Genomic DNA, 24,668 nt, shown 5'->3' on the forward strand with positions numbered 1-24,668 from the left:
GACGGCGTGCCGGCCGCGGGTGCCCGCAGCAGCCGGGCCATCGCCCCGGGAGGGCACGCGAAAGGCCGGATGACCGATCCGATGGGCTCGGGCCCGGAATCGACACCCTCCCCACATCGCCCTGACCCGATCCACAGGAACGCGTTCAGGTCCGGGACCGAGATCCGCGGCAGGCCTCTGATCAGTGGAGAACGGTTCCGGTGACGCCGTCGGCCTTCGAACTGAGGTGATCGCCATAGGGGGGAACAGGGCGGTGCCGGGCCATCAGCCGCTTGGTCCGTCTCGGTTATCCGACCGAGTCGAACCGCTCTGGACGTCCGCTCGTGGGCTATCAGCTGACCGACACGTCGTCATTCAGATGCGGCAACGGAGCGGCCGATTTCCCGGGGAGCGCATTGCCGCGCATTTCGTGGCGCGAAGCAGACGGCTGAATACCTCTCGCGCTCCCACTCGGTGAGGTGTCGGAGCAGGTGCGCGTCGACGGCGGTCCCGCGCGGCGCGGCGTACGGCTCGATCACTCCCTTGCGCCGGGTACGCAGGGGCATGTCGCGGTGAGACACCCAAACCCGACAACACTTGAGCCGAGCGCCCTCCACGGCGAGGAGGGCACCGAATCGACACGTTTCGCAGTTGTGTCCGGAGCGCTGGCCGGAGGAACACCACTGGCAGGAAATACGGACACCGCCTGGGCAATCACGGTCGGCGCGATAAGCACCGTTGGCGCCATCGCTGCCGGCCTGGAATCGAAACTGGGCCTACAGGAGAGAGCAGCCGCCCACCAGAAGGCCGCAATTTCGTTCGGCGCACTAGGGACGTCCTACTACGACGTGAAGATCATGAACTACACGAAAGCCAAAGGGGTGCAGGCGATCGCGAAACTGACGCAGCAGCAATCTCAACTTGAGGAGAGATCGATCCTCGTCGAACCGCGCACGGTAAAGACTCTGGCGCGGAGAAGACTGCTGCACATGGGTTAACCGACCGATCGTGGCCACATCGACTCGGCGAGCGGTCCGGGAGCGCGCCTCGACCTGTACGCCTGCCGGGCGGGGCTTCGACCCACGGCCCAGGCCGGATCCACCTGCGAGCACGGCGGGCGCGACTCACCCGCACGGAAGGGCACTCAATGCGACAGGTCAATCACCTGGAGCTATTATGCCTAGCGGGGGTCATCGAGCGACGTGGAGGTTGCTGATGTCCGGAGGAACGGACGACGCGGATATCCCGGTTACGAGCGACGACATTCAGTCCTTCTCCGGCCGACTCGCGCAATGGAGTGAATCCCTCGGCCCGGTCGAACAGTCTCTGGCCCAGGTGCTACTCCAGTACGCGCGGGACCTTCGGCCCGAGGACGTCCGTCGCAATCAGTTGGTCAGCGACCTGGACGCGGCGACGCGCGCAGTCATCGAATCGGTCAAGAGCCGGTGGGCCAACGCGGCCGAAGCGGCCAGCGCCTGGGTCGAGATCGGTCCCATCTGGCAGAAGGCCAACCCGCGCGAGGGGCGGGAGGAGTGGGAAATCGTTCAGTGGACCTACACCCGCCCGGAGAAGTGGACGCCTCCGTATGCATAGCGACATCGCAGGCCGCAAGGAGATCGACGCGCCCACCGCCGAGGCATTCTCCGCGGCACTGGACCGGTTCTCCACCAGCCTGTCCGATGCCGACCGCGCCATTCTCGTCGCCGTGCTCAACGCCGCGATGGGGCCGTGGGAACGGATGGCCGCGCACCCGGTGGAGAAGCTACTGGATCCAGCGGACGCGCGACTGGTGGAACAGCTGGTGGAGCGAGCCCGCTCCGAGGAGCGGTAGTGGGTCGATATCTCGGCCTCATCGTCAAAGCGACCCGACTGTGCAACCTGCGCTGCGCGTACTGCCACGACTGGCGGAGCGGACCGAACCAGACGATGGGCTTTCCGGTGCTGGCCCAGCTGACCGCCCGGGCGCTCGCCGACCCCGCCCATGACGCGGTCGAGTTCATCTGGCACGGTGGCGAGCCCACCGTGTTGCCGCGCTCGTTCTACGAGCGGGCCGTCTACGTGCAGGCCCGTTTGCGCCAGCCGGGCCAGACGGTCCGCAACTCGCTGCAAACCAACGGCACGCGCATCGACCACGCCTGGGCCCGCTTCTTCCGGGACTTCCAGTTCAGGGTCAGTGTGAGCCTCGACGGCCCGCCCGCCGTGCACGATCGGCACCGCCGCTACGCCTCCGGCCGGCCCTCCTTCGATGACGTACGCCGCGGGCTGGACGCCCTGCGCGACAACGACGTGCCGCTCAGCGTGCTCATGGTCGTCGACAGGGAGGCGATCGAGCTGGGGCCCGACCCGATCTTCGACTTCTTCGTCGAAGAGGGGATCACCAACTACGGGCTGCTCGCCGCCAAACCGACGAACCAACCCGACGCGCCGCCCGGCACCCCGACGCCGCACTACGTCACCCCGGCCGAGATGAGCGTGTTCCTGCGCGCGTACTTCGACCGGTGGGTGGCCCACGGCGACCCCGACATCCGGGTCAGGGAGTTCGACGGCCTGCTCAACCGGCTCTCGGACCGACGTTCCCCCGTCTGCACCCTCGCCGGGGACTGCTTCGGCCGCTACTACCTCGTGGAACCCGACGGCGAGGTGGCGCACTGCGACCTGTTCGTCGGCGACCCCGCGTACACGGTGGGCAACGTCCTCACCGACTCGTTCACCTCGTTCCGCGACCGACCTGCGCTCGTGCGTCTGCGGGATGCGAACGACCGTGCGCGGGACTCGATGCGCAGCTGTCCGGACTTCGGCGTGTGCAACGGGTGGTGTCCGCACGAGCGTTACCTCGCCTCCCGGCACGACCCTCAGTTCTCCAGCGACTGCTGTGGCCTGAGCGGCCTCATCCAGCACATGCGGGAGCGCCTTCCGGTCACTGCATCAGCCCGGTGAGGGTCCTGCTCGGGCCAGCGCACGAACTGCACGTCGGGGTGCACGGATCGTTGCTGGCCGCGCCGCCGCCCGGCGCCACCTACGTCCAGTGCACGTACACGCTTCGCCTACGACCCGACCGCGAGGCCCACCAGCCGTTCTCGCCGCTGCACGATCCGGCAGTCGCGGAGTGGGCGCGGTTCCACGACGTGCCGTCCGACGTGCAGGTGGTGCACTCCTCCCGGCTGCCGGTGCAGACACCGCTGCCCTGGGTGGTCGACGCGGACTCCTTGATGACGCCGCTCCAGGTCGGCCGGTTCTTCGCGCTGGGCGCGGCAGCCCGCGGTGAGGTGCCGATTCCCAGCCCGGGTGCGGTGGCGCGCCGGGAGGCCGCGATGGTGGAGTGGTACTCCCACCGACGCTGCGCCCGGATCCTCTTCCGCACCGAGTACGCCCGACGGACGTTCCTCGGCCACCTCGGCGACCGTGGGCACCGGTCGGAGACGGTGGAGGAACTGGCCGCCAAATCCGAGGTGGTGTACCCCGCCGTCCCGGCGAGCGGCGCGGTCAGCCGGACCGGACGGCCGGTGACCGTGCTCTACATGGGCCGGACCGCTCAGGACAAGGGTGCCTCCGTGGCGGCTGAGGTCTTCGCCCGGCTTCGGGAACGGCACGGGGCCAGGGTACGGCTGGTCTTCCTCGGGCCCTGCCCGAGCCGGCTCGCCGACGGGTTGGCGGCGATCGGGGTGCGGCTGACACCGGTGCTGCCCCGATCGGCGTACCTGAGTCAGCTCGGCCGAGCGGACGTCTTCCTCTCGCCGACCACGTTCGAGAGCTTCGGCATGGGCCTCCTCGAAGCCGCTGCCGCCGGCCTCGCGATCGTCTGCTCGGACGGGCCGGGCATGGAGCACATCGGTGAACTGTTCGCGCACGGCGAGAACGCCCTGTTCGTCTCGAACGCCGACCCGGTGGCGGAGCGGGTGAGCGGCTACACCGCCGCGGTGTCCGAGCTGATCGACAACGAGCCGCTGCGCCGGCGTTTCACCCTGAACAACCGGGCACTCACCGGACACGGGAAGCTGTCGATCCGGCAGCGGAACGAGCGGCTCGGCGCGGTGTACGCGCACGCCGCCGATCTCGGATCCCGGCTCGCCTCCGACACCGACGGCGCCCCCGGGGAGGGTGCCCGACGGATCGTCGACTGGCCGGAGCAGATCTGTCACTGGGCGGAGCAGCGCTGCACCGCCCGGATCGGCTCCCGCGTCATCGGCTGAGCTCGTCGTCCGTGGTACGACTCGCTGCGGCTCGATCCGGGGCGGCACCGGGGAGCCGGGCGGCGGCACGGGACAGGTACTGTCGGCGCACACCGACCCCGCGGTCGAGGGGCCGGGCTTCCTGGAGAGGGCTTGCCGTGACGAAGCTGCGCTGCGTGGTGCTGGACGACTATCAGGGCGTCGCCCGCTCCCTGGCGGACTGGACGAAGATCGCCCCCCAGGTGGAGACGGAGTTCCTGGACACGCACATCACCTCGACCGACGCCCTGGTCGAAGCGCTTGAGCACAGCGAGATCGTCGTGGCCATGCGCGAGCGGACCCCGTTCCCCGCCGCCCTCTTCGCCAGGTTGCCCCGGCTCCGGCTGCTGGTGACCTCGGGGATGCGCAATGCGGCCATCGACATGGAAGCGGCTGCCCGGCACGGGGTCACCGTGTGTGGCACGGCCAGCAACTCGGAGCCGCCGACCGAGCTGACCTGGGCGTTGATCCTCGGTCTGGCCCGGCAGGTGGTGCCCGAGAACGCCGCGCTCCGTTCGGGCGGGCCGTGGCAGCACACGGTGGGGGCCGACCTCCACGGCAGTCGCCTCGGGCTGCTGGGACTGGGCAAGATCGGCCGCAAGGTGGCCCGCATCGGCGCCGCGTTCGGGATGGAGGTGGTGGCGTGGAGCCAGAACCTCACCCCGGAGCGTGCGGCCGAGGGCGGGGCGATCGCCGCGGCCTCCAAGGAGGAACTGCTGGAGACCAGCGACTTCGTCTCGGTGCACCTGGTGCTCAGCGACCGCACCCGGGGGCTGATCGGCGAAGCGGAGCTGCGCCGGATGCGTGACAGCGCCTACCTGGTCAACACCTCACGGGCGGCGATCGTCGACCAGACGGCACTGCTGCGGGCGCTTGCGGAGGGGTGGATCGCCGGAGCGGGCACCGATGTCTTCGAGACGGAACCCCTGCCGCTGGACGATCCGTTGCGCACGGCACCCCGTCTCCTCGCACTGCCGCATCTGGGCTACGTCACCCGACGCAACTACGCGGGGTACTTCACTCAGGCCGTCGAGGACATCGAGGGGTTCCTCGCGGAGAAGCCGGTACGGGTACTGGCAGGGGGGGTGTGAGCGCTCCGACCGGCGGTGGTCCGCGGCGCTCCCCGAGGGGTGAGCCGCGTCGACCAAGCGGGAGGCGACCCGTCCGAGGGGCCGCAGCCGCGCGATGTCGATGCGGCCGGTGGCCGTCAGCAGCTCCCAGGCGAGTGCGAACCCGTCGACCTCCTGCGCGTGGTCCACGGTCCGGGTTCGACGTCGACAGCGGTAGGCGAGCGGCCGATGTGCTCCTGGACCTCAGCCCCCGCCCCACAGCCGTCTTCGCGGTCAACGACCACACCGCGCTCGGGGTGATGGGGGCCATGCGCGACCGCGGGCTGGTCCCGGGACGGGACATCGCCGTCGTCGGCTTCAACGACATCGACGCGGCGCGTGAGTTGACGATCCCGCTCAGCAGCGTGGACAGCAGTCCCCGCCGCATGGGCGGGACGGCGGCGGAGTTGTTGCTGGCCCGGCTGAACGGCCGGGAGGTGCGATCCGTCGAACTGGAACCCGCCTTGCGGATCCGCGCCTCGTCCCTCACCTCACCGGGGGCCTGACCCCGAGGCGTCAGATCCCGACCCGGGTCCGGCGGGGCCAGCTGTGGTGGTGCCCGTCGATGACGTAGTGGTGGTCGTGCTGCCAACCGTCGGCGCAGGGGCGGGCGTCGACGAGGTGCGGGTGACCGGCGGGGAGGTCCGGGTGGACGTGCCTCAGTCGTGCGGGGTCCCGGGCGGGCCAGATCACGAGGGCGCAACCGGCGGCGCCCAGCGCGAGGACGGCGAGCACCGTGGTGGTGACCGGGAGGCCCGCAGCCGCACCGAGCCAGCCGGCGAGGGGGTACGTCAGCAGCCAGCACGCGTGGGAGAGGGAGAACTGGGCGGCGAAGGCCGCGGGCAGGTCCGCGTCGGAGGTGGACCGGCGTATCAACCGGCCTGCGGGGGTCAGGACGAGGGAGCAGGCCGCGCCGATCGCGGTCCAGGCCGCCAGGAGCAGGTACCAGGACCAGGCGTCCGGCCGCGCGGTGCCGACCGCCACGACGGCGGCCAGGGCGACCGGGAGGGCGAAGGCGGCCGGCAGCATCACCGTGCGGTCGGTGCGGTGACGCAGCAGCCGGGGCAGGATCAGCGCGGCAAGGACGGAGCCCGTGCCGTAGGCGCCCAGGGCGAGGGGCACGGCGCTGGCGGGGCGCTGGAGGTGGTCCCGGACCAGGACGACGGTGTGCACGAGGACGACGGATCCGGCGGCGGCGACCGCGAGGTCGAGGGCGATCAGGGCCCGTAGCCGGGGGGTGGCCCGGAAGAGTCGGGTGCCGGAGGTCGCCCCGGCGGCGGAGCCCCCGCGTTCGACGGGTTTCGGTGCGGGGAGGGCGGCCGAGACGACGAGGACCGCGGAGGCCACGAATCCCGCAGCGGTGCCGGCGAACAGCCAGTTGTAGGGGATGAGGGTGAGCAGTGCCGCCGCGAGCACCGGGCTGAACAGGCTCTCCCCGTCGTAGGCGAGGCGGGACATCGACAGGGCCCGGGTGTAGTCGCGCTCCTCGGGCAGCACCTCGGGGATGGTGGCCTGGAAGGTCGGGGTGAAGGCGGCCGAAGCCGCTTGGAGGAGGAAGACCAGGACGTACACCTGCCAGACCGCCGAGACGAACGGCAGGCCCAGGGCGACCCCGGCCCGGGTGAGGTCCGTGGAGACCAGCAGGGCGCGGCGGGGTATCCGCTGGGCGAGTGCGCCGACGGCGGGGGCGATCGTGACGTAGGCGATCATCTTGATCGCCAGCGCCGTCCCGAGCACGGTCGACGCCTCGTCGCCGGCGAAGTCGTACGCGAGCAGGGCCAGTGCGACGGTGGCGAGCCCCGTGCCGACCAGGGCGACGACCTGTGCGGTGAACAGACGGCGGTAGGTGCGGTTGCGCAGCACGGACAGCATGAGGTCCCCTCCCGTTCGGCGGGTGGCGCGGCCATGCCATCGTAACCAATAGGTGCGCACCTATGCACCTATTGGTGAAAGGTGCTCCGTGGGCCGACGCGGGTGGCCGTCAGTCGTGGGGCGGCAGCGCGCCGATCTGGTGGTCGGCGACGTTCAGGGCCTCGTCCACCAGCCGGCGCAGATGCCCGTGGCGCAAGGCGTACACGACGCGACGGCCGTCCTTGCGGGCGGTGACCAGACCGGCCAGTCGGAGTTTGGCGAGGTGCTGGCTGACGGAAGGCCGGGCGGCCCCGCACGCCTGGGTGAGCGTGGTGACATCGGCTTCGCCGCGGCCGAGCCGCTCCAGCAGCGCCAGCCGGGTCCGGTCCGCGAGCAGGGCGAGGACGGACGCGGCGACGTCGAGTCGCTCGGCCGCCTGCTGCGCATGGTGTGCACCTGCCGGGTGCGTGCCCTTGCTCATGTGCCCATCGTAGGGCGGGGCGCGCCTGATCAGTGCATCCGTGCGTACGGATCGCTGTTCCCGCAGGGGTGGCCCTCGGGGGGGCGGTCCGACGGTGCGGGCCCGTGGAGGTGACGGGCCCGCACCGGTTCGGGGTCAGGCTCCCCAGCGCAGGGCGATGGTGTCGCCGACGCCGATCGTCCTGCCGCGGGAGGCGGCGGCGAAGGCGGAGCCGTCCACGCTGACCTTCCAGGTCTGGGAACCGCTGTTGGACTTGCCGTTGAGGGTGGTGATCGTGCCGGTGCCCGACGACGGGGTCACCCCGGTCACACAGCCCGACGGGGTCGCCGAGGTGGCGGCGGCGTCCAGCACGTCCCCGAGGGTGGCCGTGGCGGCCGTGGGCGTGAAGGCGACGGCGCACACCTTCAGGTTCCCCGTTCCGTCATCGACGGTGAGGGCGAGTTCGGTGGCCGTACCGGGGGTGAAGGCGCTCGCGGCCACCCACTTCGGGGCGCCCGCGGTGACCGGGGTGGGCGGGGCGGCGGTGAAGCCGCCGCCCGCGACGGCGCGGAGGGCGTCGATGGAGGCGTAGGCGGAGGGGGCGGTGTCGGTGGACTTGTACTTGAAACCGCCACCGGGGTTGTACTGCTGGGCTATCAGGAAGTCCACCGGGGTCTTGCCGAGGGTGGTGAGGAAGTCGCCGGTCTGTGGGTTGATGCCGCAGGCGTTGAGCCCGGCGACGGCCCATCCGTTGGAGTTGGTGTTGACTCCGTACAGGGCGTTGAACGCGCCGTTGGCGGCGACCAGTTTGCTCTTGAGGAACGCCTTCGCCTGGACGACGTCGGCGTCCGTGTTCGGCACTCCCGCGGCGCAGAGCGCGGCCATCGAAGCGCCGGTCATGTCGATGTCGCCGGGGGCGCTGAGGCGGGTCGGGTTGCCCTCGGCCTTCTGGAAGTCCCAGCCGCCGTCGTGGTGTTGGTTGGCGCGGATGCGGGTGACGATCTTGTCGAGGAGCGTCTGGGGGACGCGCCGCACCCCGGTCTGCGTCTTGGCCCCGGCCAGGGCCAGCCCGGCGAAGACGGTGCCGTTGTAGGTGGTCGAGGGGCCGAAGTAGCCGGCCTCGGCGTTCTGCCAGTAACCGTAGACGTCGGCGATCAGGTTCCGTGCGGCGGACACCCGGGCCGGGTCGATGCCCGCCGCGTAGGCGTTGAGGGTGGCGCGCTCGTAGTCGGTGACGACCGGGGTGGCGGACGGCCAGCCGGCCGTGGAGAGCAGAGTGCGGTAGACGGTGCGGGCGTTCTTCGTCGTGTCACCGCCGGGTGCCACGTCGACGACCGCGGTCCCGGCCGCGGCGAAGGCGCTGAAGGCCCACTCGTTGGACAGCCCGGTGCCCGCGTAGGAACCGTCCGCGGCCTGGAGCGACTTGAGGTAGGCGACGCCGTTGGTCTTGGAGGTGGCGATCTGGGCGGGCGTCGAGGTCGCCGCCGCGGGGAGGACGGTCAGGGCGAAGGCCCCGAGGGCGGCGGGAACGGCCAGCGCGAGGCGGCGGGTGGTCGGAGGACGGGACATGGCCTGCTCCTGTGGTGGACCGGGGACGCCGGCCGGGCGCACCGCGCCGCGGTGACACCGTGGCGGCGCCGGCGGGTTCGGGCCGTCGTCCCCTCGCGTGGTACGGCTTCGAAGGTGACGTCACCGCATGGGCATTCGGGCTCGGGTACGGCACCGTGCCGCCCCACACCGCTGCGCGTCAGCCCCGGTTTCGCACCGGGTTCCCCCATGTGGCAGCCCTGGACGCTACCCGAGGGATCACCGGCGCACCAGATGGGGCGCTGGAGCAACGGTGCACGGTCAGCGGGTGGTTCATGCCTCCTTGACGGTGTCTTCGGCCGCATGTTCCAATCCGCCTGATACGCACTGCACTTCAGGGGAAGCCGGTCGAAATCCGGCGCTGACCCGCAACCGTGGGCCCGGTGACACCGGGCGAGCCGGAATGCCTGGAGCAACAGATCTCAGCGAGAAGCGCCGTCGCGGACTACGGCGTGGTCAATCGGCACGTCGGTGACGCCCAGGCGTCCCTGCGGGTCCTTCAGCCACGTCTGGCCGCCCGGATGACACGGGGGAGCTCGGGTGGACAGGGACAAGGGGAGACGGTTCGCAGGGCTGGCCGCCCTGCTGTCGGCCGTGCTCCTGTTCGGCGGGACCGGTGCCGCCCTCGTCACCGCCGCCCCGGTGCTCGCCGACCCGATCGACCGCTGCACGGCCAGCAGGGGAGCCGTCGTCGCCGTGGACTTCGGCCCCTTCGGCGGCACGGTCGAGCGGGGCTGCGACACCACGCCCACCACCGGTTACGAACTGCTGCACGAGGCGGGCTTCAGCACGGCCGGGACCGCGCACGACGGCGATGCGTTCATCTGCCGCATCGGCCACGGCTCGTTCCACTCGGGCACCCCGTACCCGACTCCCGCCACCGAGGACTGCGTCCTCACCCCGCAGGCCACCGCGTACTGGTCGTACTGGGTCGCCTCCCCCGACGAGGAGGACTGGAAGTACAGCCAGTACGGGGCGATGGACCGCAAGCCGAAGCCCGGTGACGTGGACGCCTGGGTCTTCGGCGGCACCGACGTCGGCGGCACCACCGGCCGGCCGACGTTCACCCCCGACGAGGTGCGGGCGGGCGGCGGCACACCGGGTCCCGGGCCGACGGAGCCGAACGTACCGCCGGCCGAAGTGGACCTCGCGAAGGCCACCGCCTGGGTCCGGGCCGAACTGACCGACGGGGAAAGGGTGGTGGACGAAGGCGCCGACGCCCCCAACCACTTCCTGACCACGGAGGCCGCGTACGCGCTGGCCACCCGGGGCAAGAGCCGGGCGCTGGACAAGGTGACCGCGTTCCTCCGCGCCCACACCGACGCCTACGCGTACGCCGCGGGACGGGACGAGGCGCCGGACGCCACGGCCGCCGCCCGGCTCGCCCTGCTCGCCGCCGTCACCGAGAACGACCCGCGTGACTTCGGCGGGCACGACCTCGTCGGCGATCTGGCGCACCACGTCTGTCCTGCCGGCGGACAAGCCGGCTGCACCGCCAAGGGCGACTTCCGCAACGCCTCCTACACCGACGGGCAGGCCCTGGGGGTGCTCGCCCTCCTGCGGGGCGGCGTGCGGCCCCCGGCTTCGACGCTGACCCGGCTCACCCGACTCCAGTGCCGGGACGGCAGTTTCACCAGCGTCCTGATCGGCCCCGGGGAGAACTGCGAGGCCGACCCCCTGGCCACGGGCCTCGCCGTGCTGGCCCTGCACCAGGCGGGCGGTCACCGGGCGGTGGTGGCGAAGGCCCGCGACCACCTGCGGAAGGCCCAGCTGAGCAACGGCGCGTTCCCCGGCTACACCGGTGGCACCACGGGCAGCGTGATCGGCACCGGCTACGCCGCCCAGGCCCTACGGGTCCTCGGCGAGAAGGTGCGCGCCGACGCCGCCGTGTCCTGGCTGTCCGGGCAGCAACGCGCCGACGGGGGCTTCGGCTTCGAGGAGGGAGCGGCGGACTCGGTGTTCTACGCGACCGGGGTGGCCGTCCTGGCGGGGGCGGACACCAGCCTGGCCTCGCTGACCACGAAGAAGCCCGATCGTCCGCACCCCCCGAGCACCACTCCCCCGGCCTCACCGCCGGCCTCACCGCCCGCCTCGGGGAACGGTCGGGGCCCGGACCTGAAGAAGGGAGTCGCGTACCTCACCGACGCGACCCGACTGCGGCGGGGCCGCTACTACGACATCGGCGCCGGGTCCACGCGGGCGGACTTCGGACTCACCATCGACGGCGCCTACGCGCTCGCCGCGACCGGCCACGACGACGACGCGTTGCGCGGCATCGTCGACTTCCTCGACCAGGGGGGCGAGGACGGCGAGGGGCGCTCCGTCCACGACTGGACCAAGGTGGGCACCCGGTACGCCGGAGGCGGTTCCCTCGGCAAAACCGCCGTCCTCGCCCAGGCCGTCGGCCGCGACCCGCGCGACTTCGGCGGACAGGACCTGATCGCGGCGCTGGCGACGGCCGTCTGCCGGGCCCCCAGTACCGCGCCGGACCGCAGCTGCGCCGCGAAGGGCGCGTACACCTACGCCCCGTCCGTCTTCGCCCACGCGCTCGCGGTGATGGCGCAGATCCGGGCCGGGGAGGAGGGGGCGGCGTCCGGTCCCGTCGCCTATCTGAAGAGCCTTCAGCACGCTTCCGGCGCCTTCCCCAGCCTGGTGCCGTCGACGGGGGACTCCGATGTGGACTCCACCGCCATCGCCGCGATGGCCCTGGACCTCGTCGGGGACGACGAGGCCGATGCGGCCGTCGACCGGGCGCTCCGCTGGATCGCGACCAAACAACTCGATGACGGCGGCTTCCCCGGCGCTGCCGGGAACTCGGTGAACTCCGCCGCCCTCGCGGTACAGGGCCTGTCCCTGGACGCCCCGGGGTACGACCGACAGATCGCCGAGGCGCGGAAGTTCCTGGCCTCGCAGCAGAACCCCGACGGGGGGTTCAACGTTGCCGAGGGCGGCCAGCGGGGCTCCGACCTGCGGGCCTCCACCCAGGCCGTCGGCGGCTCCACCGGCGTCTCCTTCGGCGTGCTGACCCGCGATCTGACCGGTACCCGACCGCAGCCCGACGCCGACCCCACTCCCACGCCCTCCGCGTCGGCGTCCGCACCGGCGATCGTCACGCCGGGCGACACGGGCGGAACCCCCGCGGGTACCGGGGGCGGGGGCACCGCGGGCGCCGGCGACGGTGGTGCCGGTGCTTCCGGGGGCAGCGCCGGAGGCGGGTTGGCCGCCACCGGAGGCGGGGTCGCGGTGCTCGCCGCCGGCGCCGCCACGCTCCTCCTGGCGGGCTGCGCGGTGACCGCCGCGGTCCGCAACCGCAGCAGGGCCCGACGAGGGGGACAGTCGTGACCAGGACCGTCGCACGCGTGGCGCGGACCGCCGCAGCCCTGGGCGCGGCATGCGCCCTCCTCGGGGGCACCACGGGTTCCGCGTCCGCGGCCTCCCAGCCGATGGGACGGTGCACCACCTCCTCCGGCGTGGTGCTGGCCGTCGACTTCAGCAAGTGGGGCGGCCCGTTGTACCGCTCCTGCGGGACCACCCCGACGACCGGGTACGAACTGCTCAACCAGGGCGGCTGGCGCACCACCGGAACGGGCCACGACGGTCCGGCGTTCATCTGCCGCATCGGGTACAGCGGCCACCGGGGCGGCAAGCAGTTCCCGCCGCCGGACCAGGACGACTGCGTGCTGACTCCGCCCGCCTCCGCCTACTGGTCGTACTGGCACGCGGACCCCGGGGAGAACACCTGGGAGTACAGCCAGCTCGGGGCCATGCTCTACCGGCCGAAGCCGGGCAGCGTCGACCTGTGGATCTTCGGCGGCACCAACATCGAGGGCACCAGGGGCCGTCCGACCGTGACCCCCGATCAGGTGCGGGCCCGCAACACCCAGCCGACCGGGGGCGGCAGGCCCACCGGGACGCCGCCCACGCGCACGGCGGACCCGCTGCCGCCCGGCACCGACACCGGCCCCACCCCGACCCGGACCCGTCCCGCTGCGTCACCGCCCCGCACCACTGCCCCGCCGACCACGGGCGCCCCCTCCCCCACCCGTTCGGCCAAGCCTTCCGCGTCCCGGCCCCCGCGTACCGCCCCGAGCGCTCCCCCGACGTCGCCGTCACGCGCGCCGTCCACCTCCTCGGCGCCGGCCCGGGCGGGCGCCGGGCCGAGCCCCGCGCAGGTGGTCGAGGCGGCCCCGGCAGCGGACGCCGCGCATGACTCCGGCTCGTTCGTCCCCGCCGCAGCCGCCGGCGGACTGGTCCTCCTCCTCGTCGGTGCGGCCGTGTTCGCGGCCAAACGCCGCAACCGCGCGGAGTAGGCGCCCCGGTGGCTTCCTCCTCTGCGCCCGCTTCCTCCTCGTCCCCCGTGGGGCGTCCGTCCGCGCCCGCGCCCCGGACGGACCCGGGCGGACGTCGGCTGCCGCGTGCCCTGCACCCGGTGGCCTGGTGGATCTGGGCGCTCGCCCTGGCCACCGCCGTCAGCCGCACCAACAACCCCCTGTTGTTGTTCCTCGTCCTGGCGGTGCTCGGATACGTCGTCACCGCGCGCCGTACCGAGGCGCCCTGGGCCCGCGGTTTCGTCTACTACCTGTACCTCGCGCTGTGCGTCGTGGCGATCCGGGTGGTCTTCCGCGCGGTGTTCGCCACCGGGATCACCCCGCACGACCACTTCCTGTTCGCCCTGCCCCGCGTCCCGACCCCCGACTGGTACGCCGGCATCGAGATCGGCGGGCCGGTCTCCTTGGAAGCCCTGCTCTCCGCGGCCACCGACGGACTGCGGCTCGCCTGCATGCTGTGCTGCATCGGGGCGGCCAACACCCTCGCCAACCCCAAGCGCGCCCTGCGCGTACTGCCCGGCGCACTGTACGAACTCGGGGTCGCCGTGACCGTCTCGCTCAGCGTCGCCCCGCAACTCGTGCAGAGCGTGCAGCGGGTCCACCGGGCCCGACGGCTGCGCGCCGGGCGCACCAAGGGCCTCGGCGCCCTGCGCGGCATCGTGGTCCCCGTGCTCGAAGACGCGCTGGAACGTTCCCTGCGGCTCGCCGCCGCCATGGACTCGCGCGGCTACGGCAGGGCCGGTACGGCCACGCGTGCCACCCGGCGGATCACCGGGGCGCTCATGCTCACCGGCATGTGCGGTCTGTGCGCCGGGGCCTACGGTCTCCTCGACGCCACCGCGCCCCGGCTCCTGGGCACGCCCACGATGGTGGCGGGCGCGCTCCTGTGCGTCGCGGGACTGCGCCTGGGCGGGCGCAGGATCACCCGGACCACCTACCGCCCGGACCCGTGGCGGTTCGCGGAGTGCGCGGTCGCCGGTTGCGGGGTGGTGTCGGCGGTCGTCCTCTTCAGCAATGCCGGCTTCCACGCAGCCGAGCTCAACCCGTCGATCTACCCATTGAGTTGGCCCACCCTGCCGCTGGTGCCGACCGTCGCGATCCTGCTCGCCGGCGCCGCCGGCTTCCTCTCGCCACCGCCCCGGGCTCCCGCCCGGGCGTCCGTCCCTCCCCCGCGCACCGAGGCGGTCACGTGATCACCTTCGATCAGGTCAGCGTCCAGTACGAGGACCGGGCCGACCCCGTACTGCGCGAGGTCGACCTGACGGTGGAGGAGGGTGAACTGTGCCTGGTCGTCGGGCACACCGGGGTGGGCAAGTCGACGCTCCTGGGTGCCGTCAACGGTCTGGTGCCGCACTTCACCGGGGGCACCTTGTACGGCCGGGTCACCGTCGACGGTCGCGACACCGCCGACCACCCGCCCCGTGAACTCGCCGATGTGGTGGGCGTGGTGGGTCAGGACCCGCTCGACGGGTTCGTCACCGACACCGTGGAGGAGGAACTCGCCTACGCCATGGAACAACTGGCCGTCCCGCCGGCCACGATGCGCAAGCGGGTGGAGGAGACCCTCGACCTGCTCGGCCTCGCCGACCTCCGGCACCGGGCGCTGTACGAACTCTCCGGCGGCCAACAGCAGCGCGTCGCCATCGGTTCCGTCCTCACCGCGCATCCCCGGGTCCTCGTGCTCGACGAACCCACCTCCGCCCTCGATCCGTCGGCGGCCGAGGAGGTCCTGGCCTCCGTGACCCGCCTCGTCCACGACCTCGGGGTGACCGTCCTCATCGCGGAACACCGTCTCGAACGCGTCGTCCAGTACGCCGACCGGGTCATCCACCTCCCCGGCGACGGCACGGTGCTCAGCGGCCGTCCCGCCGAGGTCTTCCGCACCTCGTCCATCGCCCCGCCGATCGTGGAACTGGGTCGGGCCGCCGGCTGGTCCCCGCTGCCGCTGTCCGTCCGGGACGCCCGCCGCGAGGCCGCTCCGCTGCGCGCCCGGCTCGACCGGACGCCGCCGTCGCCGGCGCGAGGGCACACGACGGACGCGGGCGAACCGTTGCTGACGGCCCGCCGGATCACGGTGAGCTACCAGCGTGTTCCCGCGGTCCGTGAGGTCGACCTCGATCTGCACCGCGGGGTCACCGCCCTGATGGGCCGCAACGGCTCGGGCAAGTCCTCGTTGCTGTGGGCGCTCCAGGGCTCGGGGCCCCGGGCGGGCGGGACCGTCCGGGTCGGGGACGGCGGAGCGGGGAGGGCCGGCGACCCCCGTGACCTGTCGGCGGCCGATGCCCGGCGACTGGTCGGGCTGGTCCCCCAGACGCCCACCGACCTGCTGTACTTGGAGAGCGTCAAGCAGGAACTCGACCAGGCCGACACGGAATCCCTCGGCGCGGGCACGAACCGCCCGGCCCGCGCGGTCCTCGACCGGCTCGCGCCCGGGATCGACGACGCCACGCACCCGCGCGACCTCTCCGAAGGGCAGAAACTCGCCCTGGTCCTGGCGATCCAACTCACCGCGGCACCGCGGGTCGTGCTGCTCGACGAGCCGACGCGGGGACTCGACTACCGGGCCAAGGGCCAACTCATCCGCATCGTCGACGAGCTCGCGGCCGAGGGGCGCGCCGTGGTGATCTCCACCCACGACGTGGAGTTCGTGGCCCGGGCCGCCGACCGGGTGGTGGTGATGGCCGAGGGCGAGGTCGTCGCCGACGGCCCCACCCCGGAGGTCATCGTCGCCTCCCCCGTCTTCGCCCCCCAGGTCGCGAAGATCCTCGCGCCGCTCCCCTACCTCACCGTCGCGCAGGTCGCGGGGGCGCTCACCGGCCGGGCGGGGTCATGACCCTCCCCGCCGCCACGACCGCGATCCGCATCCGGCCCCGCGCCGCGGTCGTCATCACCCTGGCGGCCCTCCTCGGCGTGGTCGCGTTCTTCTGGCCCTTCCTCGTCGCCCCCGGCGCCTTCGCCTCGCACTACGCGCCGCCCCTGATCTTCGGTGTGCTGCTCGTCCTGGTGCTGAGCGTGGTGATCTCGGAGGTGGCCGAGGGCGGCATCAGCTCCAAGGCCCTCGCCATGCTCGGGGTGCTCTCCGCCGTGAACGCCGCGCTGCGTCCCCTCGGTGCGGGCACCGCCGGCATCGAGACGGTGTTCTTCGTCCTCGTCCTGGCGGGCCGCGTCTACGGGCCCGGTTTCGGCTTCACCCTGGGCTGCACCTCGCTGTTCGCGTCCGCCCTGATCACCGGTGGCGTCGGCCCGTGGATGCCGTACCAGATGTTCGGCTGCGCCTTCGTGGGCATGCTCGCGGGGCTCCTGCCGAGGGCCACCGGACGGCGGGAGGTGCTGTTGCTCGCCGTCTACGGCTCCCTCTCCGGCTACCTCTTCGGCTTCCTGCTCAACCTGTCCTTCTGGCCGTTCTCCCTGGACCCGGGCAGTTCGATCGCCTACCTGCCCGGCCTCCCCTTCACCGAGCAGTGGCAGCGGTACGTCGCCTTCGACCTCGCGACGTCGCTGGGTTGGGACACCGGGCGGGCCGTCACCAACTTCGTGTGCATCGTCCTCGCGGGTCCGGCGGTGCTGACGGTGTTCCGTCGAGCGGCCCGGAAGGCCCGCTTCCAGGCCCCGGTACGCTTCGCCGCGCCCCGCGACGGTGCCCGGCCGGACTCCCCGCCGCCCGGGTCCGGCACCGGGCCGGGCGGGCCGGTCTGAGCATCCCGGCCGCACGCACGGGAACGGGGGTCGGGGGCGGGCGGGGCCGCCCCCGACCGGTGGCGTCAGGCGTTGCGGGACGTGAGCCCGGAACGGACCTCGCGGGCCGCGGCGACCAGGTTCTCCAGGGAGGCCCGGGTCTCGGGCCAGCCGCGGGTCTTCAGTCCGCAGTCGGGGTTGACCCAGAGACGTTCGGCCGGGATGGCCTCAAGTCCCTTGCGCAGCAGGGTGACCGCTTCCTCCTCGCTGGGGACCCGCGGCGAGTGGATGTCGTAGACGCCGGGTCCCGCCTCGCGCGGGTAACCGTGGGCGGCGAGTTCACGGGCGACCTGCATGTGGGAACGCGCGGCCTCCAGGCTGATGACGTCGGCGTCGAGGTCGTCGATCGCCTGGACGATGTCACCGAACTCGGCGTAGCACATGTGGGTGTGGATCTGGGTGGCCGGACGCACCCCGCTGGTGGTGAGACGGAACGACTCCGTGGCCCAGTCCAGGTAGTCCGCGTGGTCGGCGGAGCGCAGCGGCAGGGTCTCGCGGAGCGCGGGTTCGTCGACCTGGATGACGGAGGTCCCGGCGGCTTCGAGGTCGTTGACCTCGTCGCGCAGGGCGAGGGCGACCTGGCGGGCGGTGTCGCCGAGGGGCTGGTCGTCGCGGACGAAGGACCAGGCGAGCATGGTGACCGGACCGGTCAGCATGCCCTTGACGGGCCGTTCGGTGAGCGACTGGGCGTAGGCGGTCCAGCGGACGGTCATCGGCTCGGGGCGGGAGATGTCCCCGGCCAGCACCGGCGGCCGGACGTATCGGGTGCCGTAGGACTGGACCCAGCCGTGTTGGGTGGCGAGGTAGCCGGTGAGCTGCTCGGCGAAGTACTGCACCATGTCGTTGCGTTCGGGCTCGCCGTGCACCAGCACGTCGATGCCGGCCTTCTCCTGGAAGGCGATGACCTCCCGGATCTCGTCCTTGATGCGCTCCTCGTACCCGGCGGTGTCGAGGCGTCGCGCCCGCAGGTCGGCGCGGGCGGTGCGGAGTTCGTCGGTCTGCGGGAAGGAGCCGATGGTGGTGGTGGGCAGCAGCGGCAGGCCCAGGTGGGACCGCTGGGCGGCGGTCCGCTCGGCGTAGGGCAGGGAGCGGCGGCCGTCGGCGTCGGTGACGGCGGCGGTGCGGGCCCGGACCGCCGGGTCGTGGGTGAGGGGGGACCCGGCGCGGGACGCCAGGTCGGCCCGGTTGGCCGCGAGTTCGGCGGTGATGGCGCCGGTGCCCTGGGCGAGTCCCTTGGCCAGGGTGACGATCTCGGCGGTCTTCTGCTGGGCGAAGGCGAGCCAGCGGGCGATCTGCGGGTCGATGTCCCGTTCGGCGGTGGCGTCCAGCGGGACGTGGAGCAGGGAGCAGGAGGCGGCCACGTCCACCTGGTCGGCGAGGCCGAGCAGGGTGCCGAGGGTGGCGAGGGACTTCTCGTAGTCGTTGATCCAGATGTTGCGGCCGTTGACCACCCCCGCGACCAGGCGCTTGCCCCGCAGGCCACCGGCGGCGGCGAGGTCGTCGAGGTTGCCGGCGGCGCGCTCCGTGAAGTCGAGGGCGAGGCCCTCGACGGGGGCCTTGGCGAGGACGGGCAGGGCGTCGCCGAGGCGGTCGAAGTACGAGGCGACCAGCAGCTTGGGTCGTGCGGTGAGTCCGCCGAGGTCGCGGTAGGCGCGGGCGGCGGCGTTCAGGTCGGCCGGGGTGCGGTCCTGGACCAGGGCGGGTTCGTCGAGTTGGACCCATGTGGCGCCGGCGGCACGGAGGTCGGCGAGGACCTCGGCGTACACGGGCAGCAGCCGGTCCAGCAGGGTCAGCGGCTCGAAGTCGGGGGCGACGCCGGGTGCGGGCTTGGCCAGCAGCAGATAGGTGACGGGCCCGACGAGGACCGGGCGGGCGGTGAGCCCGAGGGCGAGGGCCTCCTTCAGTTCGGAGACCTGCTTGGTCGAGTCGGCCCGGAAGACGGTGTCGGGGCCGAGTTCGGGGACCAGGTAGTGGTAGTTGGTGTCGAACCACTTGGTCATCTCCAGCGGTGCGACGTCCTGGGTGCCGCGCGCCATGGCGAAGTAGCCGTCGAGCGGGTCCGCCGTGTGGGCACCGCGGTGCCGTTCGGGTACGGCGCCGACCATGACGCTGGTGTCCAGCACGTGGTCGTAGTACGAGAAGTCACCGGTCGGCACTTCGTGGACGCCGGCGTCGGCCAGTCGTCGCCAGTTCGTCCGACGGAGGTCGGCGGCGGTCCGGCGGAGGGCGTCGGCGGTGACACGGCCCTTCCAGTAACCCTCGACGGCCTTCTTCAGTTCCCGGTGCTGGCCCTGACGGGGGTAGCCGTACACGGTGGCTCGTGCTGCCGCGGCTGCGGGCTGGGCTGTCACGGAACTCTCCTTCGCGAGATGTGTCCTGCGAATCCCGGGGACGGGACGAGGACGCGAAGGGACGACAGACCCGACGGGCCCGGGGGTGCGCGCGGGGCGCAGCGGTCCGTCTGGTGTGCACTCCTCGGACAGGTGTCCGAGGTTCCTCCGACCCGCCCACGAGGTCACCGGGATGCCGTGCGCGATCGGTCGCGCACGGGCAGCGGGCAGGTCTTCGGACTCGCGGGCACGTCCGTCGGGACGGACACCTACTGGCCGTCGCTTCCCAGATCCGTTGGCCGGATCCAGTGCGTATGACGGCGGTCGTTCCCACTCACCGCTGCGGGGCAGTCCCGGATTCCCACCGGGTTCCCTCTTGCGACGCGTCTGTCTGGCGGACAGGGCGAACCAGCTGCGCCGATCAGCTTAGAGGGACCTTCCGGGTTCGGACAGTGCCGCCCACATTCCGGATGGTGAGGCGAGACGCCCGCGGGCCCGGGGGCTCGGGGAATATCCACCCGTCCGACCCGGTTGGGGCGGGTGTCACATCGTCGAAGGAGGTCATGGTGAGCACGGCGTACTACGAGTTCGGCACGGCGGCGGAGCGCTGGGACCGGGCCCGCATGTTCTTCGACTCCAAGGAGTACCTGACGGCCGCGCGCATCCTGGGCGGTCTGGTCGAGGAGGAGCCGGAGCAGGTCGCCCCGCGACTGTTGCTCGCCCGTGCCTACTACCACTCCGCGCAGCTGGGTCGGGCGGAGGAGCAGCTCCGCGCGGTCCTGGAGCGGGACCCCGTCGAGGGTTACGCGCGGCTGATGCTGGGCCGGACGCTGGAGCGTCAGGGGCGGGACGCCGAGGCGGCCCCGCAGCTGCGGATGGCGGCTGCGTTCGCCGGTGAGTTCTCCCCGACCGGCGGCGTCTGACGCCGGGCGCACCCGTCGTCCGGGCGGATACCGGTGCGGCGCGCGGTCACAGTTCCGCGCGCCGCACAGGCGCGGTGAGCGACAGCGCCACCGCGGCGACGCAGACGGCCCCGCAGCCCAGGAAGAACGCACCGACGCCCCACCGTGCGGTGACGACACCCGCCAGGGGGTAGAGGGCGGGCGCGAGTCCGAGGGTGCACAGGGTGGTGACGGAGGTGATCCGCCCGAGGTACCGGGGTTCGGTGGCCCGTTGCACCAACGCGTGCGCGAGTGTTCCCGCGGTACCGGAGACCGCACCCAGCAGGCCGCACCACAGCAGCGCGGTCGACAGGGTCTGCGTCCGGCCCAACGCCGCCACGGCCAGGCCGCAGAGCAGGAGCGCCGTGGCCATGACGGCGGGTGCGCGGGGAACCCGGGAGACGGCGGCCAAGGTCAGTCCCGTCGCCGCCCCGCCGATGCTGAACGCCGCGAGGAGGCCGCCCAGTTCGGCGGGTCCCCAGCCCCGGTCCTGGGTGAACAGGACGAGGCCGGCGGCGAGCGGGCCGCTGAAGCACATCTCGCCGAGGGCGAGAACGGCGACCAGGCGCGCCAACCGCCGGTCACCGCGCAGTAGTTGCCACCCCTCTCGGAGGTCGTCCCGGAAGGTGGGGGACGGACGGCCTGGGCCGGACCGTCCGGCTGGTGAAGGCGCCGACGGTGCGATCCGCACGAGGGCGATCAGTACCAGCGACACGACGAACAGCACCCCCGCCACCGCGAACCCGGCCGCCGCGCCGCCCACGGCCACCACGGCCGCCGCGATCAGCGGGCCCACCGCGTTCGCCAGTCGCACGGCGAGCCCCCGCAGGGCCTGCACCCGGGCGAGTTGGGCGACCGGGGCGATCCGCGGGGGCAGTGCGCCGACCGCGGGCATGAACACGGCGTCGACGATGCCGAAGGCCAGGGCGAGCAGGCACAGGGACCACAGTCCGGGCCCGGCGACCCAGGTCACCACGGCGACCGCGACGACCGTCGCGCTGCGGACGGTGTCGCTGGCGAGGAGTACGCGGCGGGGTCCGAACCGGTCGGCCAGCACGCCGCCGCCCAGCATCAGGACGGCCCGGGGCGCGGCGCCCACCGCCAGGACCAGGCCCACCTGGGCGGCGCCGGCGACCCGTGAGGCCGCCCAGGTGAGGACGAAGTAGTAGGCGACGTCGCCGGTCACCGAGGCGGTGTACGCACCCAGCCAGCGCAGCACGTTGGCGTCGCGGTAGACGGGCCGGCCTTCCCGTTCCGGTGCGGTCGGGTGGGCCACGGGCGGACGGGGAACCTCCGCGGTCGGGGTTCCTGGTTCCGGTCGTGCGCGGCCGTGCTCGGCTCCGTCGCTCACCCGGCCCCCTCCGTTCCCGTCGCCCCGTCCGTCGAGCCGCCACCACGTGCCTTCGCCGTCGGGGGCTCGTGGGGGTTGGCGTAGATCTGTACGTGGGCGGCGACCGGCCCCGCTGCTTGCGCCCGGCGGGCTTCGTCGCGGCGGGCGTCGCCCCGGGCCCCGTACCGTGCGATCACCTCCGCCAGTTCGTGCTGCATCCGGCGGGCCTCGTCCGGCGTCAACCACAGCCGGTGGTCGGTGAAGGCCACCGCCCCGAACCACGGGTCGGGCAGCGCGGGCACCGTCTCGGTGGCCACCCGGCGCAGCGTCTCGCTCTGGGCGAGGGCGACGGCCTGGACGTAGGCGCGTTGGTCCGTTCCGTCGGCACCGGTGTGGGCGGGGTCGTGCTCGGTCGTGACGTGCCGTGGTCGCCACCACCGCTCCCGTTTGCTGCCGCGCTCCCGGTCCTCCTCGATGAGTCCGCCGGCCGCGAGCCTGCGCAGGTGGTAGCTGGCCGCACCCGAGTCCAGGTCGAAGTGGCGGGCGAGTTGCCGTCCGGTGGCGGGCCCGTGCCACCGCAGATGGGTGAGCAGGGCGACGCGAACGGGATGGGCGAGGACGCGCAGGGCCCGGGGGTCGAGGGACAGGTCCAGTACGGATCGATCGGGGTCGGGTGCCGCCGTGTCGTTCATGAGAGGACACGATAGGTGCGAAGAACTCTTCGCGAACAGTCTTTCGCGAAGAGTTCTTCGCACCTGGGGCTGGGCCACGCCGTTGGCTACGCGAGCACGGAGCCGTTGCGGGGGGGACTGGGAGTGCCGGTGACAATACTGTCACCGGCCGCGAACGGCGGTGATCAGTGAGTGCAGCGTCGCGGATGCGGAGAAGCTGACGGCTCATCTGACCGAGCACGTTGCGCACGGGAACGCAGGCCCGAGCAGGTGCGAGTGGAGTTGCTGGTGCGCTGCCGCGTCGCCCCGCGGGAAGCCGTCGACGTCAGGAGACGGCCTTGTCAAGGAGGGCGGCGAGTTCGGTGGGTGTGGACAGCATCGGCCAGTGCCCGGTGGGCAGGTCGAAGCGCCGCCACGGCGGCTGGTTCAGGTAGGCAAGCATCGGTATCCCGGCATCCAGCAGACCCGTGAAGTCATGGCAGGCGATCAGGACACGGTCCACGCCGGCGTCGGGCTCGGTCGGGCCGGCGAGGCGCTGGGTGTAGGTGCCGAACGGGTGAGGGGTGGCACGCGCGCACAGAGCATCCCGCTGTCCCTCATCGAGCCCGACGAGACTTCCGGACAGGCCCAGGACCTCCAACGGCGGCATCGGCAGCCGCCACCCGTCGTCGGAGGCGGAGACCTGCCGGTTCAGCTGGTCCGCTGCCTCCGGCGGCATGAGGTCGAGCATGCACATGCCTGCGGCGAACGGGGCGCTGTCCACGTAGACCACGCGCTCCAGCCGGTCGCCGAGGCGCCCGGCCGCCCCGGTGACCGGGGCAGCCGCGTAGCTGTGGGCGACCAGCGTGACGTCGCGCAGATCGCTCTCCTCGATGAAGCCGGTGATGTCCGCGATGTGCGTGTTCAGGTCCGTCCCGGGTCCGGCCTGCTCGGCGTGCTCGGCCAGGCCCGTCAGCGTGAGCGGCAGCGCCGTGTGGCCGTTCGCCCGCAGAGTGCGGGCGGTGTCTTCCCAGGCCCACGCGCCGAGCCAGGCGCCGGGAACGAGTACGAAGGTGGCCATGTGATCTCCCTGAGGTGAGGTGCTACCGGGAGCGTAGAGTTGATACAGGACAGTTTCCGCCCTGAAATGTCGAGTGATCCATGTCGCATCCCCTCACCCGTGTTCTGACCTTGCTGGAACTCCTCCAGTCCCACGCCCGACTCACCGGGACGGAGCTGGCGGACCGTCTGGACACCGACGTCCGCACGGTACGTCGGTACGTGTCCCACCTGCGGGAACTGGGCATCCCCGTGGAAGCCGAGCGCGGCCGCTACGGCGGCTACCGCCTGGCCCGCGGCTACCGGATGCCACCCCTGGTACTCACCAACGACGAGGCCCTCGCCGTCGTCCTGGGCCTGCTCGCGGCAGAACGCCTCGGCATGGGCACCACCGCACCGGCCAGTGCCGGTGCCCTGGCCAAGATCGAGCGGGTGCTTCCGCACTCCCTGCGCGAGCCGCTCGCCGCCATGCGGGAGACCCTGTCGTTCACCGCCAACGCCGTGATCGGGCAGACACCCGGAACCGGCGTCCTACTGGCCCTGGCCCAGGCGTCCCGCGCCGGCACGACCGTCGGCATCAGCCACCGGTCCTGGCGGCAGGAGCAGACCGAACGCGACATCGACCCCTACGGCGTCGTCTTTCACACCGGCCGCTGGTACGTCGTCGGCCACGACCACCTCCGCGACGGCCTGCGGACCTTCCGCATCGACCGCATCGCCGCCACCACCCCCCGGACCCGGCGCTTCACCACCCCCGACGGCTTCGATCCCGTCGCCCACCTGACCTCCACCCTGGCCCAGGGCCCCTACCACTGGCAGGTCGAGGTGACGATCCACGGTCCTCTCGATGAGATCGCCCGCCGGCTGCCCCGATCGGCGGTGACCCTCACCGCCCGGCCCGCCCGCGTCCTCATGCACGCACGAGCAGATCGGCTGGACGGCATGGCACACCTCCTCGCCTCCTTGGAATGGCCCTTCACCATCCACCACCCCGACGAACTGCGACAGGCCCTCAAGGACCTCGCCGACCTGCTCGCCGCAGCCGCTCAACGGCGACCGGAAGAACTGCCGCAGTAAATGCCGGTTTGCTGCGGCAGTTCC

General features: G+C 72.4%; 21 protein-coding genes and 3 riboswitches. Of the genes, 14 read left to right on the forward strand and 7 right to left on the reverse strand.

Annotated elements, in window-relative coordinates:
* Nucleotides 1–458: 458 nt before the first annotated feature.
* The 7 genes from ACFWIA_RS23245 to ACFWIA_RS23275 all read left to right on the forward strand — a co-directional run bounded on the left by ACFWIA_RS23245 (nt 459) and on the right by ACFWIA_RS23275 (nt 5,802).
* The gene (locus tag ACFWIA_RS23245; RefSeq protein ID WP_387008064.1) at nt 459–977 is read left to right on the forward strand and encodes a hypothetical protein; all 519 of its coding nucleotides are present in this window, start codon (nt 459–461) and stop codon (nt 975–977) included.
* Between the two features lie 217 nt (nt 978–1,194).
* Complete coding sequence (locus tag ACFWIA_RS23250; RefSeq protein ID WP_387008066.1) at nt 1,195–1,572, forward strand: hypothetical protein; 378 nt, start codon at nt 1,195–1,197, stop codon at nt 1,570–1,572.
* Nucleotides 1,565–1,810 carry a hypothetical protein gene (locus tag ACFWIA_RS23255; RefSeq protein ID WP_387008068.1) on the forward strand — a complete coding sequence of 82 codons (246 nt, stop codon included), beginning with the start codon at nt 1,565–1,567 and terminating at the stop codon, nt 1,808–1,810. The genes ACFWIA_RS23250 and ACFWIA_RS23255 overlap by 8 nt, the downstream gene beginning before the upstream one ends.
* On the forward strand, nt 1,810–2,916 hold the full coding sequence (locus ACFWIA_RS23260) for a radical SAM protein (protein ID WP_387008070.1): 1,107 nt from the start codon (nt 1,810–1,812) through the stop codon (nt 2,914–2,916). Before ACFWIA_RS23255 ends, ACFWIA_RS23260 begins: the two co-directional genes overlap by 1 nt.
* Entirely contained in the window at nt 2,913–4,169 is a 1,257-nt protein-coding gene (locus ACFWIA_RS23265) for a glycosyltransferase (protein ID WP_387008072.1), read from the forward strand. The genes ACFWIA_RS23260 and ACFWIA_RS23265 overlap by 4 nt, the downstream gene beginning before the upstream one ends.
* Nucleotides 4,170–4,306: 137 nt before the next feature.
* Nucleotides 4,307–5,278: a D-2-hydroxyacid dehydrogenase family protein gene (locus tag ACFWIA_RS23270; protein ID WP_387008074.1), complete on the forward strand. Its 972-nt coding sequence runs from the start codon at nt 4,307–4,309 to the stop codon at nt 5,276–5,278.
* A 134-nt stretch (nt 5,279–5,412) separates the two neighbouring features.
* The gene (locus tag ACFWIA_RS23275) at nt 5,413–5,802 is read left to right on the forward strand and encodes a substrate-binding domain-containing protein (RefSeq protein WP_387008076.1); all 390 of its coding nucleotides are present in this window, start codon (nt 5,413–5,415) and stop codon (nt 5,800–5,802) included.
* Between the two features lie 10 nt (nt 5,803–5,812).
* Here ACFWIA_RS23275 and ACFWIA_RS23280 read toward each other — a convergent pair whose 3' ends face one another.
* The 3 genes from ACFWIA_RS23280 to ACFWIA_RS23290 form a co-directional block, all read right to left on the reverse strand.
* A complete protein-coding gene (locus tag ACFWIA_RS23280) occupies nt 5,813–7,168 on the reverse strand; it encodes an MFS transporter (protein WP_387008078.1) in 1,356 nt (451 codons plus the stop codon).
* 109 nt (nt 7,169–7,277) lie between these two features.
* A complete protein-coding gene (locus tag ACFWIA_RS23285; protein ID WP_387008080.1) occupies nt 7,278–7,628 on the reverse strand; it encodes an ArsR/SmtB family transcription factor in 351 nt (116 codons plus the stop codon).
* Nucleotides 7,629–7,763: 135 nt separating this feature from the next.
* Entirely contained in the window at nt 7,764–9,176 is a 1,413-nt protein-coding gene (locus ACFWIA_RS23290; protein ID WP_387008082.1) for a prenyltransferase/squalene oxidase repeat-containing protein, read from the reverse strand.
* A 129-nt stretch (nt 9,177–9,305) separates the two neighbouring features.
* Nucleotides 9,306–9,382: riboswitch (cobalamin riboswitch) on the reverse strand.
* Between the two features lie 150 nt (nt 9,383–9,532).
* Nucleotides 9,533–9,602: riboswitch (cobalamin riboswitch) on the forward strand.
* A gap of 132 nt (nt 9,603–9,734) precedes the next feature.
* Between ACFWIA_RS23290 and ACFWIA_RS23295 the strand changes: the two genes are divergently transcribed.
* The 5 genes from ACFWIA_RS23295 to ACFWIA_RS23315 are packed head-to-tail and all read left to right on the forward strand — an operon-like array spanning nt 9,735 to nt 17,218.
* Complete coding sequence (locus ACFWIA_RS23295) at nt 9,735–12,536, forward strand: prenyltransferase/squalene oxidase repeat-containing protein (RefSeq protein WP_387008084.1); 2,802 nt, start codon at nt 9,735–9,737, stop codon at nt 12,534–12,536.
* The gene (locus ACFWIA_RS23300; RefSeq protein ID WP_387008086.1) at nt 12,533–13,504 is read left to right on the forward strand and encodes a hypothetical protein; all 972 of its coding nucleotides are present in this window, start codon (nt 12,533–12,535) and stop codon (nt 13,502–13,504) included. The genes ACFWIA_RS23295 and ACFWIA_RS23300 overlap by 4 nt, the downstream gene beginning before the upstream one ends.
* 47 nt (nt 13,505–13,551) lie before the next feature.
* Nucleotides 13,552–14,715 (forward strand): energy-coupling factor transporter transmembrane component T, encoded by a 1,164-nt coding sequence (locus ACFWIA_RS23305; protein ID WP_387008154.1) that lies wholly within the window; start codon nt 13,552–13,554, stop codon nt 14,713–14,715.
* Entirely contained in the window at nt 14,712–16,355 is a 1,644-nt protein-coding gene (locus ACFWIA_RS23310) for an ABC transporter ATP-binding protein (RefSeq protein WP_387008088.1), read from the forward strand. The genes ACFWIA_RS23305 and ACFWIA_RS23310 overlap by 4 nt, the downstream gene beginning before the upstream one ends.
* Nucleotides 16,352–17,218, forward strand: coding sequence for an ECF transporter S component (locus ACFWIA_RS23315; RefSeq protein ID WP_387008090.1), 867 nt, complete (start codon nt 16,352–16,354; stop codon nt 17,216–17,218). Before ACFWIA_RS23310 ends, ACFWIA_RS23315 begins: the two co-directional genes overlap by 4 nt.
* Before the next feature lie 65 nt (nt 17,219–17,283).
* Here ACFWIA_RS23315 and metE read toward each other — a convergent pair whose 3' ends face one another.
* On the reverse strand, nt 17,284–19,608 hold the full coding sequence (metE, locus tag ACFWIA_RS23320; protein WP_387008092.1) for a 5-methyltetrahydropteroyltriglutamate--homocysteine S-methyltransferase: 2,325 nt from the start codon (nt 19,606–19,608) through the stop codon (nt 17,284–17,286).
* A gap of 187 nt (nt 19,609–19,795) precedes the next feature.
* A riboswitch (cobalamin riboswitch) is annotated at nt 19,796–20,015 on the reverse strand.
* Nucleotides 20,016–20,150: 135 nt separating this feature from the next.
* Here metE and ACFWIA_RS23325 point away from each other — a divergent pair.
* Entirely contained in the window at nt 20,151–20,510 is a 360-nt protein-coding gene (locus ACFWIA_RS23325) for a tetratricopeptide repeat protein (RefSeq protein ID WP_387008094.1), read from the forward strand.
* 46 nt (nt 20,511–20,556) lie between these two features.
* Here ACFWIA_RS23325 and ACFWIA_RS23330 read toward each other — a convergent pair whose 3' ends face one another.
* From ACFWIA_RS23330 to ACFWIA_RS23340, 3 genes are all read right to left on the reverse strand, one after another.
* Entirely contained in the window at nt 20,557–21,804 is a 1,248-nt protein-coding gene (locus tag ACFWIA_RS23330; protein WP_387008096.1) for an MFS transporter, read from the reverse strand.
* 71 nt (nt 21,805–21,875) lie between these two features.
* Nucleotides 21,876–22,550, reverse strand: a complete 675-nt coding sequence (locus ACFWIA_RS23335; protein WP_387008098.1) for an ArsR/SmtB family transcription factor — start codon at nt 22,548–22,550, stop codon at nt 21,876–21,878.
* 304 nt (nt 22,551–22,854) lie between these two features.
* Complete coding sequence (locus ACFWIA_RS23340) at nt 22,855–23,589, reverse strand: alpha/beta fold hydrolase (protein WP_387008100.1); 735 nt, start codon at nt 23,587–23,589, stop codon at nt 22,855–22,857.
* Between the two features lie 80 nt (nt 23,590–23,669).
* Between ACFWIA_RS23340 and ACFWIA_RS23345 the strand changes: the two genes are divergently transcribed.
* Nucleotides 23,670–24,644 carry a helix-turn-helix transcriptional regulator gene (locus ACFWIA_RS23345; RefSeq protein WP_387008102.1) on the forward strand — a complete coding sequence of 325 codons (975 nt, stop codon included), beginning with the start codon at nt 23,670–23,672 and terminating at the stop codon, nt 24,642–24,644.
* Nucleotides 24,645–24,668: the final 24 nt, after the last annotated feature.

Origin of the sequence: Streptomyces sp. NPDC127068, from assembly GCF_042724695.1 — a bacterium.
Classification (GTDB): domain Bacteria; phylum Actinomycetota; class Actinomycetes; order Streptomycetales; family Streptomycetaceae; genus Streptomyces.